The organism is Falsiroseomonas stagni DSM 19981 (assembly GCF_900114315.1).
Taxonomy (GTDB): Bacteria; Pseudomonadota; Alphaproteobacteria; order Acetobacterales; family Acetobacteraceae; genus Falsiroseomonas; species Falsiroseomonas stagni.
This window is the reverse complement of record NZ_FOSQ01000001.1, coordinates 1,133,367-1,147,464: the sequence shown is the minus strand read 5'-3', so window position 1 is coordinate 1,147,464 and position 14,098 is coordinate 1,133,367. Positions and strand designations below refer to the sequence as shown.

Genomic DNA, 14,098 nt, shown 5'->3' with positions numbered 1-14,098 from the left:
GGCCAGGGCTTTCCTATTCGGCGCGGACGCCGGCGGCGCGGGCTATGGGGGCCCAGCGCGCCGTCTCGGTTTCGATGAAGCGGGTGTATTCGGCGGCGGTCATGGATACAGCCTCCGTCGCATCGGCTTCCAGCCTGTCGCGGATACGGGGCAGCGCCATCGCGCGCACCACCTCCCGGTTCAGGCGATCGACGATGGGCGCGGGCAGGCCCGCGGGGCCGGAGAGGCCGAACCAGGTCATGGCGGCGAGGTCCGGGAAACCCTGTTCGGTGAAGGTCGGCAGGTCCGGGAAGGCGCGGGCGCGCGTCGCGGTGGTCAAGGCGAGCGCGCGGACCTGGCCACCGCGGATGGCGCCGGCGGCGGAGGAGAGGGTGATGGAGCCCGCCGGGACGCTGCCGCCGATGATGTCGCCCATCGCCGCACCGGCGCCGCGATAGGGGATGTGGTCCATCTCGAACCGCCCGGCATTCATGAAGGCGATGCCGAAGAGGTGGCCATGGGTGCCCGCGCCGGGCGACCCGAAGGCGAAGCGCTGGCCGCCGCGGGCCAGCGCCACGAATTCCGCCAGGTTCCGCGCCGGGATGTTGTTGTTGACGATGAAGACCGTGGGCGGGCCGCCGAGAAAGGCGATGTGGGTGAAATCCTTGATCGGATCGAAGCCAGCGGCGCTGTTGATGGCGGGCGCCACGACATGGCTCGCGATGCCGGAGATGACGAAGCTGTAGCCATCCGGCGCGGCGCGCGCGACGGCCAGGGAGCCGAGGACACCGCCGGCGCCGGGGCGGTTCTCCACCACCACGGACTGGCCGAGCGCGGTCTGGAGTTCCTGCGCCACCAGGCGGCCCAACGTGTCCGCGCTGCCGCCCGGCGCGAAGGGGGCGGTGATGCGGATGGGGCGGTTGGGCCAGGCATCCTGCGCGCGCGCCGGGATGGCGGCGGTGGCGAGCGGAAGGGTGAGCAGGGCACGGCGGCGGATCAGGGGCACGGGACGTTTCTCCTCGGGGCCGCCGCGCCCTGCTTGGGGCGCGGTCTGGCCATGTCAGCGTAGCAGGGCGCGAAGGTCGCTGGCGGGGTCGGCCAGGCGGGCGGGGTCGGGGCGGGCGCTGGCGGCGATGAGGCGCCGCGCGACGGCCATGGCCTTGCTGTCGCCGAGCGTCGCGGCGCCGACCAGGCGGCCATCCCCGGCGATGTGCCAGGTGGATTCGGTGGCGGCGGGGCGGAGGATTTCCTGGCCCTCCTGCGGCAGGCCCTCCACCAGCAGGCGCGTGCCGTGCTGGTCGGACCAGAAGCCGGGCACATCGTCATAGTCCGGCAGCGACGGGTCCAGCAGCGCGGCGGCGGCGTGGCGGGCATGGGCTTCCGCATGGCGCCAGCTTTCCTGGCGCAGCGTCACGCCGAAGCGCGGCAGGGGATGGCGGGCGACGTCGCCGATGGCGAGCACGTCCGGATTATCCAGGCTGCGCGCATGGCCATCGACCAGGATGCCGTCCCGGGTGCGAAGCCCGGCGGCGGCAGCCAGGCCATCATCGGGCGCGGCGCCGATGCCGAGCACGATGCCGTCGGCCTCGATCCGTTCGCCATTGCCCAGCGTCGCGATGATGCCGGCGCCGGCCCAGTCCACGGCGATGACGCCGGTGCCGAGATGGACTTCCACCCCGCGGGCGCGGTGCAGCGCCAACAGGCGGTCCGCCATCAAGGGCGGGCAGCCCCGGGGCATCAGGCGGGGCGCCATCTCCACAACCACGGGATGGGCGCCGAGGCCGGCGGCGGTGGCCGCGACTTCCAGCCCGATGACGCCACCGCCGATCAGCAGGATGCGGCGGCCGGGGGTGAGGATGGCATGCAGCGCGGCGGCATCGTCCAGGCTGCGCAGCGCGAAGACCGGCAGGTCCGCATCCGTCAGCGCGGCCAGGCGGCGCGGACGGGCACCCGTTGCCAGCACGAGTGTGTCGTAGGGGATGGGGGCGCCACCGCCGGCGGGCTGCACGCGCTTCGCGCCGCGGTCGATGGATTCGGCGCGCACGCCTTCGAGGATGTCGATGCCGAGCGCGGCCCAGTCCACGGGGAGGCGCGTGGTGTCGGGCGCCGCCTTGCCGGAGAGCACATCCTTCGACAGCGGCGGGCGTTCATAGGGAGCGTGTGGTTCTTCCGCGAGCATCGTGATGCGCGCGTCGCTGCCGCCCTTGCGGAGCGCCTCGGCGAAGCGGCCGCCGGCCTGGCCGCCGCCGATGATGACGACATGCCGCGTCACGCGCGCAGCGCCTCCAGCAGGGCGGCGACGTAATCCGTGCCATCGGCCAGCACGAGCATCCCGGCATGGGGACGCAGCGCGGCCAGGCTGCGCTCAAGGGCCGCGGGATCGGCATCCCCGCTGTCCAGCACCACGGCGGCGATCATGCGGCCCTGCGCCTGCGCGGCTTCCGCCACCACGGCGGCCGCGCGGGCATCGGCGCCGGCGGTGGCGACCAGCAGGACCAGGCTGGCTTCCGTGATCGCCGCGACCAGGGCGCGCGTGCGGCCGGGAAGCTGCGCGATCCAGTCGCCGCCCTGGTCGAGTTCCACGAAGATGGCGCGCTGCCAGGGGCCGCCGCGCAGTTCCGCGAGCGTCGCCGCGGCGGCGGAATCGAGCGGGACGATCGCCGTCGTGCGCGGCAGGGAGTTGGGGTTGGCGATCCGGAAGCGGGATTCCGCCGCCGTCGTCGCGCGGGCCGATTGCGATTCCATCAGACGGAGGACTGCTTCACGCCTTCCCGCACCGTCAGATCCTCCGCCGCCGCATCCTTGAACGCCTGGTCGGGCGGCAGGATGACGGCGGCGGAGCGCACGCGCTGGTGGGCCGCATCGCGCCCCGGCGGCAGCACGCCCTTTTCCGCCAGCGCCTTCGCCGCGCGCATCAGGCGGTGGCGGGCCATGATGATGCCGTTGTCGGTGGAGACCAGATTCTCCTTCGTGCGGTCGACGATGGGGCCCATGCTTTCCTGGAGCGACGCATCCTGCATGGCGATGCCGGCGACGCCGGAATAGGTTTTCCCCAGTTTCTGCGCCTCCCTGTCCATGAGGTAGTCGTTGTCCTTGTTGGCCGCCGGGCGGTAGGTGCCGGGGACGTAGGTGACGTGGATGCCGTGGCCATCCAGCATCGCCTGGCGTTCATGGTCCGTCAGCGCGCGGGTCGGGTGGTAGTCGAAGGACCAGGCCCAGCAATTCTCATCATCGATGGGAATCCAGAAATGGCCGTGCACGGGGTGGTCGCCGCGCGGCGGCACCATGGTGAAGCTCGGCATCACCCAGGGCGTGATGCGCCAGTAGTATTGTCCATCTTCTGCATTCCGCCTTGCGCCGATGTAGAGGCCGCCCGGGGCTTCCACGACCTCGAAGACCGGCTTCGCGTCCTTGAGGTTATACTGGTTGCCCTTGGCGCCCTTGAAGAGGGGGTCGGAATTCAGCGCGCCGCGATGCAGCCAGGAGACGTGGGAGGAATCGATGCCGCCTTCCATCGCCTGCAACCAGTTGCATTCCTGCAGCCGCTTGCTGGTGAAGGTCTGGGCGGGGGCGACTTTCGCGAATTCCCATTCCGGCAGCGGCGGCTCGCTCTCCGCCGGCCCCATATAGGCCCAGAGGATGTCGCCGATCTTCACCAGCTTGTAGCCGGTCAGCTTGATCTTCTGGCAGAAGCCGTTCTCGGCGGGCTCCGACGGGACCTCCACGCATTGCCCGGTCACGTCGTATTTCCAGCCGTGATAGGGGCAGCGGATGCCGCCATCCTCGTTCCGGCCGAACCAGAGCGAGACGCCGCGATGGGCGCAGAATTCGTCGATCAGGCCGTAGCGGCCCTCACTGTCCCGCACCGCCAGCAGGCGCTCCGACAGCAGCTTGATGCGGACGGGCGGGCAGCCGTCTTCCGGCAGTTCCTCGGCCAGCAGCGCGGGGATCCAGTAGGAGCGGAAGAGCTGGCCCATGGGCGTGCCGGGGCCGGTGCGGGTGACGAGCTCGTTCTGCTCCTGGCGCAGCATGGGCGTTATTCCTTCGAGGACTAAGCGTTATCAAGGCAGAGGGGGGTGCCCTGTCAACCCGCCCTATTCGGCGGCGAGGCGCCCGCTTCCCGGCAGCGCCAGGCCGGTGAGGTCCGCGCTGCGGGCGAAACCGCGGCGGGTGCAGAAATCCCGCAGCCCGTCGATCACCTGCACCAGGGCCGTCGGGCTGATGAAGCTGGCGGTGCCAACCTGCACCGCGGTGGCGCCGGCCATCATGAATTCCACCGCATCCTCCGCCGTCGCGATGCCGCCGACGCCGATGACGGGGATGCGGACGGCCTGGGCGCATTGCCAGGTGAGGCGCAGCGCGATGGGCTTGAAGGCAGGGCCGGAAAAGCCGCCCATGCCGGCGCCGAGCTTGGGCGTGGCCTTCTCGATATCGATGGCGAGGCCGAGGATGGTGTTGGCGACGACGATCGCATCCGCGCCCGCCTCCTCCGCCGCCCGCGCCACCGCGGCGATGTCGCCGGTATTGGGGGAGAGCTTGGCCCAGATCGGCAGGGCGCAGCGCGCGCGCATGGCGGCGATGGCGGCGGCGGCTGATTCGGGAAACATCGCGAAGGCGCGGCCATCCTCCTCCAGATTGGGGCAGGAGATGTTGGCCTCGATCGCGGCGATGCCGGGGGTATCCGCCAGGCGCGCGGCGGCCTCGGCGAAGGCGGCATTGGTGCCGGCGGAGAGGGAGACGACCAGCGGCGGGCGGAAGCGGCGCCATTCGGGGATGGCGTGCGCGATGAAATGATCGAGGCCCTTGCCGGGGATGCCGATGGAATTGAGGATTCCCGCCTCCGTCTCGCAGAGCCGTGGCAGGGGATTGCCGGAGCGGGGTTCCGGCGTAACGGATTTCGTCACCAGCGCGCCCAGCAGCCCGAGGTCGAAGACCTGCGCGAGTTCGGGGCCGAAGGTGCCGGATGCCGGCATGACCGGGTTGGCCAGCGTGACCGCGCCGATGCGGGTGGTGAGGTCTACCATCCCAGCGCCGCCTGGAGATCGAAGACCGGGCCTTCCGCGCAGACGCGGAGATTGACGGTGCCGCCATCCGGCGCGCGGATCGGCCGGACGCAGCAGAAGCACATGCCAAGCCCGCAGCCCATCTGCTGTTCCAGCGCCACCTGGCCGGGGATGGCGTATTCCGCCGAAAGCCGTTGCAGCAGCAGGAACAGACGGTTCGATCCGCAGGTGAAGACGGCATCCGGCCGCGCGGCCTCGAAGCGGGCGCGCAGCAGCGCCTCCACCGCCGCGGGATCGCTGCTGCCATCGGCATCGAAGACCGGCGTGACCAGCGCGCCCGACGCGCCGGCGAATTCATCCGCCATCAGGTCGGCGGGATCGCGGGCGGAGAGCACGGCATCGACGGCGATGCCGAGCCGCGCCGCCGCATCCGTCAGCGGCGCCAGCGTCGCCAGGCCCACGCCGCGCGCCAGGATCAGGATGCGCCGCCAGGACGGATGCAGGGAGAAACCCTGGCCGAGCGGGCCGACCACGGAAAGCCGATCCCCCGCGCGCAGCGCCGCCAGCGCCGCGGTGCCCCTGCCCTTCACATGGAAGAGAAAGCCGAGCGGCTCCTCCGCCCCGCAGCGCCAGATGCTCATGGGGCGCCGCAGATAGGGGCCGTTGCCGCCGCCATCGCGGCAGAGCAGGTGGAAGAACTGCCCGGGGCGGCCGCGCGCGGAGAGGTCCGGCGCATCCAGGCGCAGGCGATGGTAGCGGCGCCCCACCGGGGCACTCTCGATCACCACCGCGTCGCGTTCGGCCACCGGGAAGGGTGCCAGGTCCATGCCAGGCCCTGCTGGTTCAAGGCCCGGATGGTCGCGCGCCGCCCGGCGAAGTCAACCCTCAGCGGAGGATGGCGCGGTTCCGCCGCGGCGTCGGGCCGCGCAGATGCGGGTTCGCGGGCTCCCCCAGATTGACCCGGATGCCGAGGCGACGGAGGCGCGCCTTGCGCCAGGCCAGCGCCGCCAGCGCCAGGTCGCCGATCGCCATGCCCTGGATGATGGCGACGATGTTGTCGCTGTCATCCACACGGCCGGGCTTCGTGCCGCCGACGATCTCCCCCACATCGGCGGCCAGCCGCGCGGTGATCGCCTCCGCCGTCCAGGCGCCGCTGTCGATCCAGGCGCCGACATTGCCGATGGTCAGCGCGAAGACGAGGTCATCCACCACGAAGCGGTTCGCCCAGCCCAGCAGGTCCGCATGCAGTTCCACATCGCCGAGGCCGATCACCGTCGCGCCGGGCTTGACCATGGAGGCGTCGAGGAAGGTCTCGGTCGCGGCGGTGATGGTGATGACGATGTCGGCATCGCGCACGGCTTCCGCGATGGAGGGCGCGGCGTGGAGTTTCAGCGTTAGCTCCGTGGGCGCCTTGGCCACGAATTCCGCCACCGCCTCCGCCCGGCGCGCCGCGACATGGAGGTCCGTGATGCCGGGAAGCGCGGCGGCGAGGCAGGCCGGCAGGTGGGCCGCGATGCGCCCGGCGCCGATCAGCGCGGCGCGCGTGGCGCCCGGGCGGGCCAGCAGCTTCGCCGCCAGCGCGCCGGTGGCCGCCGTGCGCAGGCAATGCAGCCAGTACTCGTCCATCATCGCCAGCGGCCGGCCCGTGGTGCCATCCGCCAGCCACGCCCAGTCCCGTGCCGCGTCCCGCGCATCCGCGATCAGGCGGAAACCCGCGAGCTTCGCGCCGGGCAGGACGGCGCCCTTCACCTTGAAGGTCGCACCTGGTCCCTTCATGCCCAGGGCGGGCGGGTTCGACAGCACCTGGCGATGGGCGCCGTAATCCCGCCAGGCATCCTCGATGGCATCCAGCGCTTCCTGCGGCGTGACGAGGCCATTGGCTTCGCCGCTGCGGAGGATGAGGAACTCGTCGTTGTCCATGGAGCGCCCGGTTCGGTGTGGCTGTGATGGTGGGTCGCCAGGGCGGCGGCGCCAAGAGGCGCCCCCTGTTCTTGCCCAGATCGGCCTGCCGCGCCAGCATCCCCCGATGGACACGCCCCTGCCCGCCATCGCGCCCGACCTCGCCATCATGGCGCGCGGGCTGTTCGATGCGCTGCGGGATTCGCATTTCGACGGCACCGGCATCACGCGGGAGACCTATGGCGCCGGGGAGACCGCGGCGATGCGGCGGGTGGAGGCGATCGCGCGCGCGGCCGGGCTGCGCTGCGACTGGGATGCGGCGGCGAACCTGATCGTCACGCTGGACGGCACGGACCCGTCCCTGCCGGCGGCGGCCTGCGGATCGCACCTCGACAGCGTGCCGCAGGGCGGCAATTTCGATGGCGCGGCGGGCGTCATCGCGGGGCTGCTGGCGCTGCTGGGCGCGCAACGCGCGGGGCCACGGGCGCGCAGCCTGGTGCTATTCGTGATGCGGGGGGAGGAAAGCGCCTGGTATGGCCGGCCCTATCTCGGCTCCTCCGCCCTGTTCGGCCTGTTCGATCCCGCCTGGATGGACCTGCCCTGCCTGCAGGACCCCTCCCTGACCCTGCGCGTGGCCATGGCGCGGGAGGGGGCGGATGTGGCTTCCGTCGCAGCGGGCACCCGGCTGGTCGATCCCACCGCGCTGTCACACTTCGTGGAACTGCATATCGAACAGGGGCCGGTGATGGTGGCGCGGGGCGTGCCCGTCGGCCTCGTCTCCGGCATCCGCGGCAACCATCGCCACCCCCATGCCAAGGCGGTGGGAGAGGCCGCGCATTCCGGCGCGGTGCCGCGCTGGCTGCGGCGGGATGCCGTGCTGGCGACGGCGGATTTCGCCATGCGGCTCGACTCCACCTGGCGCAACGCGCTGGAACGCGGCGAGGATCTGGTGATGACCTTCGGCATCCTCACCACGGATCCGAAGCAGCATGCGATGACTCGCGTGCCCGGGGAGGCGCGCTTCACGCTGGAATACCGGTCGGAGAGCGAGCGGACGCTGAAGGATTTCCAGGCGCTGGCGGAGGCCGAGGCGCTGGAGATCGCGCGGGAGCGTCGCGTGCGGATCGACCTCGGCCTGCCGGTGCGGACCCCGCCCGCGGTGATGGATGGGCGGCTGCTGGCGCTGGCGCGGCGGCTGTGCGAGTCCGGGGGGATGCCGCATGAGGTGCTGGCGAGCGGCGCGGGGCATGATGCCGCGATCTTCGCCAATGCGGGCGTGCCTTCCGCCATGGTCTTCGTGCGCAACGACCATGGCAGCCACAACCCGCGCGAGGCGATGGACTTCAACGATTTCCTCAAGGGGGCGGCGGTATTGCAGGCGGTGTTGCTGACGGGCGCGGAAGCGGTGGGGCGTTAGCGGAGCGATGGGACGGTAACATGGAACGGGACGCGATCGCGCGGCGCACGGCGCAGGCGCTGCTGGATACGCGGGCGATCCTGCTGCGGCCGGACCGGCCCTTCATGCTGTCCTCCGGCTGGGCGGCGCCGGTCTATCTCGATATCCCGCGCGCGCTGTCATTCCCGCTGGCGCGGCGCGCGCTGCTGGAAGGGGCGGAGGCGCGCATCCTGGCGGAGGTCGGCCATGCCGGCTTCGATGCGGTGGCGGCGACGGAACAGGGCGGCATCGCCCTCGGCGCCATGCTGGCGGAGCGTTTTCATCAGCCCTTCGCCGTTGTCAGGCGCCGCGCGCAGGGCTTCGGCGCGGATGCGCATATCGAAGGCGCGCTGCGGCCGGGGTCTCGCGTGCTGCTGGTCAGCGACGTGACGACCGACGGGCGCAGCAAGGGCGCCTATTGCCGCGCGCTGGAACGCGCGGGGATGGAGGTGGCGCGCATCTTCGTGCTGTTCAAATGGGGCATCTTCGATCGCGTGGTGACGGATGCCGGCGCCGGACTCTTCGCGCTGGCGGATTGGAACGATGTGGTGCGGGAAGCGGAATCGCGCGGCGCGCTGCCGGCGGCGGATCTGGCGGAGCTTCGCCGCTACCTCGCCGATCCCGTCGCCTGGTCGGCGGCGCATGGCGGCATCGCCGCGCCTGACTGGAAGGAATGACATGACGGTCCTGTTGCGTCACTACGACATGGAGGGCCCCGGCGATGCGCGGGGCCTGGCCGGGGCGCTGGCCGCATTGCCGCCGGGGCGCCTGCGGCGGATCGCCGTGCTGGGCAAGACGGAGGGGACGGCGACACTGAACGACTTCTCCCGCGACCTCGCCATCGCCGCGACGCAGGCGGCGCTGGGGGGACGGGAGGCGACGCTGATCTTCTCCACGGGGTGCGAGGGCGTGATCACGCCGCATGGCACGCTGATCGTGGAGATGGAGACGGCGCGCGATCCGGCGGGGCCGGCGCGCCTCGCACTCGGCGTCGCGGCGACGGCGCCGATCCCGGTGGAGGAGTATGGCGGGCGCGGGCATGCGCTGGCGGTGGCGGAGGCCGTGCGCCGCGCCATGGCGGATGCGGGTGCCACGGCCGAGCAGGTGGCGCTGGTGCTGGTGAAAAGCCCCGTGCTGCCGCGGCGGCACCTCGCCACCCTGCCGCCGGAACGCGCGGCGCGGGCGGGATCGACGCCCACCTCCCGCGCCGTCGCGGCACTCGGCGCCGGGATCGCGCTGGGGGAGGTCGCGGAGGACCGCGTGACGGATGCGGCGATCCTGCGCGATGGGTCACTGCACAGCCGGCGCGTCATGGCCTTCTCCGGCACCGAACTCTCGCATTGCGAGGTGATCCTGCTGGCGAATGTGCCCGGTGCGGGCGGTGACCTGGTGATGGCGACGGAACCGCTGGCTGACATCATCGATGCGCCGGCGCTGATGCGCCTCGCGCGGCGCGTGGGGCTTCAGCCCGATGGCGAGGGGCTGTTCACCACGAGCGCGCCGGAGGCGCTGCTGCTGAAGGTGGGCGTCCGGCCCGGCGGCGCGCTGCGCGGGCGGCGCACGACGGTGTTCGAGAGTGAGCTGGACCCGGACAAGCATATGCGGCCTGTCGCCTCGGGCATGGTCGGCGCCCTGTTCGGCACCACGCGGGTGTTCATCAGTGGCGGATCGGAACAGCAGGCGCCGCCGGGCGGCGGCCTCGCCGCGATGATCACACGGGCGGCATAGGCGCGGGGGGCAGCGCGGCCTCCACCTGGGCCGCGAGCGCCAGCAGCGCGGCATCCGCCCCGGGGGCGGCCAGCAGGTGGAGGCCGAAGGGCACGCGCTCCCGCGGGTAGAGCCCGGCGGGGAGGGTGATGGCGGGGGCGCCGGCGGCGTTGGCGGTGCGGACGAAGATCGATCGCGCGGGGTCGAGCGGGATGGGCGTGCCGTCCATCTCCACCGTCTCGGCCTCGATGGGGGGCGCGGCGAAGGGCCAGCCGGGCGTGGCGATGGCGGTGGCGTCGCGCAGCGCGTCCCGGAGGGCCTGGGTGAAGGCGGCGCAGATGGCGCGGGCCTCCGCCACCGCGGCGGGGTCCAGCGCGCGATGGGCCGCGCGGCGGGCGACCAGGCGCGGGCCGATCGGCGCATCGGCCGGCAGGCGATCGAGCCAGGCGCCGCCCTCGGCCAGGGAGATCACGCCGCAGGCGGCATCGGCTTCCCGCCACAGCGGGATCTCGGCCTCGATGGTCTCGATCCCGGCTTCGCGGCAGCGATCCAGCGCGGCGGCGAAGAGGGCGCGCGTGGCGGCATCGGCGCTGGCCTTCACCAGATGCGTGGGGACCAGGAGGCAGGGCCTCGCGCGGCCCGGCGGCGTGCCCAGCACGGCGGCGCCGCGCGCCAGGGTGGCGACATCGCGGGCGATCAGGCCGAGCGTGTCGAGGCTCGGCGCGGGCTGGGTCACGCCGCCATAGTCCCAGGCGTGCAGGCTCGGCTTGAAGCCGACCACGCCGCCATGCAGCGCCGGGTTGCGCACCGACCCGCCGCTGTCGGTGCCGAGGCCGAGCACGGCCTGGCCCAGCGCCACGGCGACCCCGCTGCCGGTGGAGGACCCGCCGGCGGTGCGCGTCACATCGAAGGGATTGAGGCCCATCGGTTCCGCGGCGTTGTCCGGCGCATACATCGCCATTTCCGACAGCGTCGTCATGCCCACCACCACGGCACCGGCCGCCTTGAGGCGCGCGACGCAGGCGGCATCCGTAGTGGCGATGCGCGTGGCGAAGACGGCGCTGCCCTCCGTCCAGGGCAGGCCGGCGACGGGGATGTTGCCCTTCACGGCGAGCGTCACGCCCTGGAGCGGGCCGGGGGCGGGCGCGTCCGGGGCGGCCACGCGATGGGAGAAGGCGCGGAAGCGGGCCAGGGGGTCGAGGAGGTGCATCGGCGCAGCATGGGGGCGATGCCGGGATGCGGGAAGATGGACGGCGGCGCCGGGATCGCTAGCCTGCGCGCCGGGATCACGGGAGAGCGATGATGATTCGACGCAGGACGATGCTGGGCGCGGCGCTGGCGCTGCCGGCGGTGGCGGCACAGGCCCAGGCGCCCTGGCCATCCCGCGCCATCCGCCTGGTCGTGCCCTTCGGCGTCGGCGGCACGGCGGATATCTTCACCCGGCTGGTGGGGCAGCGGCTGCAGGAGAATCTCGGCCAGGCGGTGGTGGTGGAAAACCGCACCGGCGCGGCGGGCACCATCGGCACGGACCACGTCGCGAAATCGCCACCCGATGGCTACAGCTGGATCGTCTGCACCAACACGCAGACGGCGAATGAGACGCTGATGCCCGGCCGGTCCTATGACCTGCTGCGCGACTTCGCGCCGGCGGCGTCGCTGAACATCATGCACCATGCGGTGGTGGTGCATCCCTCGCTGGCCGTGAACTCGATCGCGGAACTGATCGCCTTCGCCAGGGCGAATCCCGGGCGGCTCGATTTCGGGTCGCCCGGCATCGGGTCCGGCCACCACCTGGCGGCGGAGGTCTTCAAGGCCCAGGCCGGGATCGAGATGCAGCACGTGCCCTTCCGCAGCAGCGACCAGGTGCGCACGGCGGTGGTGGCGGGGCAGGTGCCGCTCTGCTTCGACCCGATCCCGTCCATGCTGGAGACGATCCGCACCGGCCGCGTGCGCTGCATCGGCACGACGGGCCCGCGGCCCAACCCGGTGCTGCCCGGCGTGGGGACGGTGGCGCAGGTGCTGCCGGGCTATGAGCAGTCGGTCTGGGTCGGGCTTCTCGCCCCCGCCCGGACCCCGCCCGCGATCCTGGAGCGGATGCAGGCGGAAGTGGGGAGAATCCTGGCCGATCCGGCGATCCAGGACCAGCAGGCGCGCACCGGCGCGCAGGTGATGCCGATGGGGGTCGCCGAATTCGCCGCCTTCGTGCGCCGTGATGTCGAGCAGCACCGGGAATGGATCCGGGCGGCACGGATCGAACCGGTCTGAGAGGCTTGCCCCTGGCGCCCAGGGCCGCGACACTCCCCGCCAAGCAAGGATGGGTGGGGAAACGGGATGGAGCTGGGCCTCAAGGGGCGCCGTGCCCTGGTGACGGGGGCAAGCCAGGGCATCGGGCGCGCCGTGGCGCGGGCGCTGGCGCGGGAGGGCGTGACGGTGGCGGCCGCCGCCCGGCGCAGCGACCTGGTCCACGCCATGGCGGCGGCGGTGCAGGCCGAGGGCGGCGCGCCGATCATCCCCATCACGATCGACCTGGCGGAGAAGGATGCCGCCGCGCGGCTGGCGGATGCCGCCATGCAGGCGCTGGGCGGCATCGACATCCTGATGAACGCCGCGGGCGGCAGCCGCCCTTTGCCCTTCGATGCCTCCCGCGCCGATTGGGATGAGGGGATGGAGATCAATTTCCATCGGCTGCGCGAATTGACGCACGCCGTGATGCCGGGGATGCGCGCGGCCGGCTGGGGGCGCGTGGTGAATTTCACCGGGACCTCCGAGCCGAAGATCATCAACGCCGCCTTCGCCGCCAAGGCCGCGGTGCATGTCTGGGCCAAGGGCCTGTCGCGCGACGTGGCGGCGGATGGCGTGACCATCAACTGCCTCCAGCCCGGGCGCATCCGCAGCGAACAGATGGCCAAGCGCTACCCGACGCCGGAGAGCGAGCGGGAATTCGCGGAGGCCGAGATCCCGATGAAGCGCTTCGGGGAGGCGGAGGAGATGGCGGATGTCGCGCTGTTCCTCGCCTCCGATCGCGCCGCCTATGTCACCGGCACCGTCATCCCCGTGGATGGCGGCATGTCCCGCTTCGCGTTCTGAGGGAGGCGACAATGATGCAGACCACTCGGCGTTCCCTGCTGGCGGCGGGCGGCGCGCTGCTGGCGGCGCCGGCCTTCGCGCAGGCGAATTGGCCGGACAAGCCGATCCGCTTCGTCGTGCCCTTCACGCCCGGCGGCACCACGGACATCCTGGCCCGCGTGCTGGCGCCGCGGCTGACGCAGGGGCTCGGCGTGTCCGTCGTGGTGGAGAATCGCGGCGGCGCGGGCGGGACGGTGGGGCATGAGGTCGTGGTGCGCGCGGCGCCCGATGGCAACACCATCATGCTCGGCCATATCGGCACGCTGGGTGTGAACCCGAGCCTCTATCCGCGGCTCAGCTTCGACCCGATCGGCGGCGTCGCGCCCGTCTCCATGGTCGCGCTGGTGCCGAACATCCTGGCGGTGCATCCCTCCGTGCCCGCGCGCACCCTGCAGGAGCTGATCGCGCTGGCCCGGGCAAAGCCGGGGGAGCTGACCTATGGCAGCGCGGGCAATGGCAGTGCCGCGCATATCGCGGCGGCGGCGCTGGGCCATGCGGCGGGGGTGGAGTTCACCCATGTGCCCTATCGCGGCAGCGGGCCGATGGCGAATGACCTGATCGCGGGCCAGATCAACTTCACCATGACGGGCGGCACCGTCGTGATGCCGCTGGTGCGGGATGGCAGGCTGCGGGCGCTGGGCGTTTCGTCCCGCGCGCGGATGCAGGCCGATCCCTCCATCGCCACCATCGCGGAACAGGGGCTGCCGGGCTTCGAGACGACGCAATGGTACTGCGTCGTCACCACCGCCGGCGTGCCCGCGCCCATCATCGCGCGGCTGAATGCGGAGGTGCACCGGGCGATGAACGATGCGGAGGTGCGGTCGCGCCTGGCGGCGGAAGGCGCGGAGAGTGCGCCGGGCACGCCGGAGGAACTCGGCCGCTTCATGCGCGCGGAAGTGGCACGCTGGGCGGAGGTGATCCGCATCACCGGCATGAAGGCAGATTGAGC

Annotated in this window: 14 protein-coding genes; 6 read left to right on the top strand and 8 right to left on the bottom strand. The window is 72.3% G+C overall.

What is annotated here, in order from left to right; all coding sequences use genetic code 11:
• Positions 1 to 13 precede the first annotated feature (13 nt).
• The 7 genes from BM041_RS05315 to BM041_RS05285 form a co-directional block, all read right to left on the bottom strand.
• Complete coding sequence (locus tag BM041_RS05315) at positions 14 to 985, bottom strand: Bug family tripartite tricarboxylate transporter substrate binding protein (protein WP_092956462.1); 972 nt, start codon at positions 983 to 985, stop codon at positions 14 to 16.
• A gap of 54 nt (positions 986 to 1,039) precedes the next feature.
• On the bottom strand, positions 1,040 to 2,251 hold the full coding sequence (locus tag BM041_RS05310) for an NAD(P)/FAD-dependent oxidoreductase (RefSeq protein WP_092956460.1): 1,212 nt from the start codon (positions 2,249 to 2,251) through the stop codon (positions 1,040 to 1,042).
• Complete coding sequence (locus BM041_RS05305; protein ID WP_092956457.1) at positions 2,248 to 2,724, bottom strand: hypothetical protein; 477 nt, start codon at positions 2,722 to 2,724, stop codon at positions 2,248 to 2,250. Before BM041_RS05305 ends, BM041_RS05310 begins: the two co-directional genes overlap by 4 nt.
• Positions 2,724 to 4,010, bottom strand: coding sequence for an aromatic ring-hydroxylating dioxygenase subunit alpha (locus BM041_RS05300; protein WP_092956454.1), 1,287 nt, complete (start codon positions 4,008 to 4,010; stop codon positions 2,724 to 2,726). Before BM041_RS05300 ends, BM041_RS05305 begins: the two co-directional genes overlap by 1 nt.
• A gap of 63 nt (positions 4,011 to 4,073) precedes the next feature.
• The gene (locus tag BM041_RS05295; protein WP_092956451.1) at positions 4,074 to 5,003 is read right to left on the bottom strand and encodes a dihydroorotate dehydrogenase; all 930 of its coding nucleotides are present in this window, start codon (positions 5,001 to 5,003) and stop codon (positions 4,074 to 4,076) included.
• On the bottom strand, positions 4,997 to 5,809 hold the full coding sequence (locus tag BM041_RS05290) for a dihydroorotate dehydrogenase electron transfer subunit (RefSeq protein ID WP_092956448.1): 813 nt from the start codon (positions 5,807 to 5,809) through the stop codon (positions 4,997 to 4,999). Before BM041_RS05290 ends, BM041_RS05295 begins: the two co-directional genes overlap by 7 nt.
• Positions 5,810 to 5,867: 58 nt before the next feature.
• Positions 5,868 to 6,902, bottom strand: a complete 1,035-nt coding sequence (locus BM041_RS05285; RefSeq protein ID WP_175533750.1) for an ornithine cyclodeaminase family protein — start codon at positions 6,900 to 6,902, stop codon at positions 5,868 to 5,870.
• 106 nt (positions 6,903 to 7,008) lie between these two features.
• Between BM041_RS05285 and BM041_RS05280 the strand changes: the two genes are divergently transcribed.
• From BM041_RS05280 to BM041_RS05270, 3 genes are read left to right on the top strand one after another with little or no spacing between them, the layout of a single operon-like run.
• On the top strand, positions 7,009 to 8,298 hold the full coding sequence (locus BM041_RS05280; protein ID WP_092956445.1) for a Zn-dependent hydrolase: 1,290 nt from the start codon (positions 7,009 to 7,011) through the stop codon (positions 8,296 to 8,298).
• Positions 8,299 to 8,318: 20 nt separating this feature from the next.
• Positions 8,319 to 8,993: an orotate phosphoribosyltransferase gene (locus BM041_RS05275; RefSeq protein WP_092956442.1), complete on the top strand. Its 675-nt coding sequence runs from the start codon at positions 8,319 to 8,321 to the stop codon at positions 8,991 to 8,993.
• Position 8,994: 1 nt separating this feature from the next.
• Positions 8,995 to 10,044 carry a ring-opening amidohydrolase gene (locus tag BM041_RS05270; protein WP_175533749.1) on the top strand — a complete coding sequence of 350 codons (1,050 nt, stop codon included), beginning with the start codon at positions 8,995 to 8,997 and terminating at the stop codon, positions 10,042 to 10,044.
• Here the strand turns inward: BM041_RS05270 and BM041_RS05265 are convergent.
• On the bottom strand, positions 10,028 to 11,233 hold the full coding sequence (locus tag BM041_RS05265; protein ID WP_175533748.1) for an amidase: 1,206 nt from the start codon (positions 11,231 to 11,233) through the stop codon (positions 10,028 to 10,030). The two genes, BM041_RS05270 and BM041_RS05265, sit on opposite strands and share 17 nt — an antisense overlap.
• Positions 11,234 to 11,325: 92 nt before the next feature.
• On the opposite strand from BM041_RS05265, the gene BM041_RS05260 reads away from it, so the two are divergent.
• The 3 genes from BM041_RS05260 (at position 11,326) to BM041_RS05250 (ending at position 14,096) form a co-directional block, all read left to right on the top strand.
• The gene (locus BM041_RS05260) at positions 11,326 to 12,288 is read left to right on the top strand and encodes a tripartite tricarboxylate transporter substrate binding protein (protein WP_175533747.1); all 963 of its coding nucleotides are present in this window, start codon (positions 11,326 to 11,328) and stop codon (positions 12,286 to 12,288) included.
• A gap of 66 nt (positions 12,289 to 12,354) precedes the next feature.
• Positions 12,355 to 13,110 (top strand): SDR family NAD(P)-dependent oxidoreductase, encoded by a 756-nt coding sequence (locus tag BM041_RS05255; RefSeq protein ID WP_092956430.1) that lies wholly within the window; start codon positions 12,355 to 12,357, stop codon positions 13,108 to 13,110.
• 11 nt (positions 13,111 to 13,121) lie between these two features.
• The gene (locus tag BM041_RS05250; protein WP_092956427.1) at positions 13,122 to 14,096 is read left to right on the top strand and encodes a Bug family tripartite tricarboxylate transporter substrate binding protein; all 975 of its coding nucleotides are present in this window, start codon (positions 13,122 to 13,124) and stop codon (positions 14,094 to 14,096) included.
• Positions 14,097 to 14,098 lie beyond the last annotated feature (2 nt).

What these genes read in the sequence shown, in the direction of transcription:
- BM041_RS05305 (WP_092956457.1), bottom strand. Translation starts at nt 2,724, where the DNA reads ATGGAATCGCAATCGGCCCGCGCGACGACGGCGGCGGAATCCCGCTTC.
- BM041_RS05300 (WP_092956454.1), bottom strand. Translation starts at nt 4,010, where the DNA reads ATGCTGCGCCAGGAGCAGAACGAGCTCGTCACCCGCACCGGCCCCGGC.
- BM041_RS05295 (WP_092956451.1), bottom strand. Translation starts at nt 5,003, where the DNA reads ATGGTAGACCTCACCACCCGCATCGGCGCGGTCACGCTGGCCAACCCG.
- BM041_RS05290 (WP_092956448.1), bottom strand. Translation starts at nt 5,809, where the DNA reads ATGGACCTGGCACCCTTCCCGGTGGCCGAACGCGACGCGGTGGTGATC.
- BM041_RS05285 (WP_175533750.1), bottom strand. Translation starts at nt 6,902, where the DNA reads ATGGACAACGACGAGTTCCTCATCCTCCGCAGCGGCGAAGCCAATGGC.
- BM041_RS05280 (WP_092956445.1), top strand. Translation starts at nt 7,009, where the DNA reads ATGGACACGCCCCTGCCCGCCATCGCGCCCGACCTCGCCATCATGGCG.
- BM041_RS05275 (WP_092956442.1), top strand. Translation starts at nt 8,319, where the DNA reads ATGGAACGGGACGCGATCGCGCGGCGCACGGCGCAGGCGCTGCTGGAT.
- BM041_RS05270 (WP_175533749.1), top strand. Translation starts at nt 8,995, where the DNA reads ATGACGGTCCTGTTGCGTCACTACGACATGGAGGGCCCCGGCGATGCG.
- BM041_RS05265 (WP_175533748.1), bottom strand. Translation starts at nt 11,233, where the DNA reads ATGCACCTCCTCGACCCCCTGGCCCGCTTCCGCGCCTTCTCCCATCGC.
- BM041_RS05260 (WP_175533747.1), top strand. Translation starts at nt 11,326, where the DNA reads ATGATTCGACGCAGGACGATGCTGGGCGCGGCGCTGGCGCTGCCGGCG.
- BM041_RS05255 (WP_092956430.1), top strand. Translation starts at nt 12,355, where the DNA reads ATGGAGCTGGGCCTCAAGGGGCGCCGTGCCCTGGTGACGGGGGCAAGC.
- BM041_RS05250 (WP_092956427.1), top strand. Translation starts at nt 13,122, where the DNA reads ATGATGCAGACCACTCGGCGTTCCCTGCTGGCGGCGGGCGGCGCGCTG.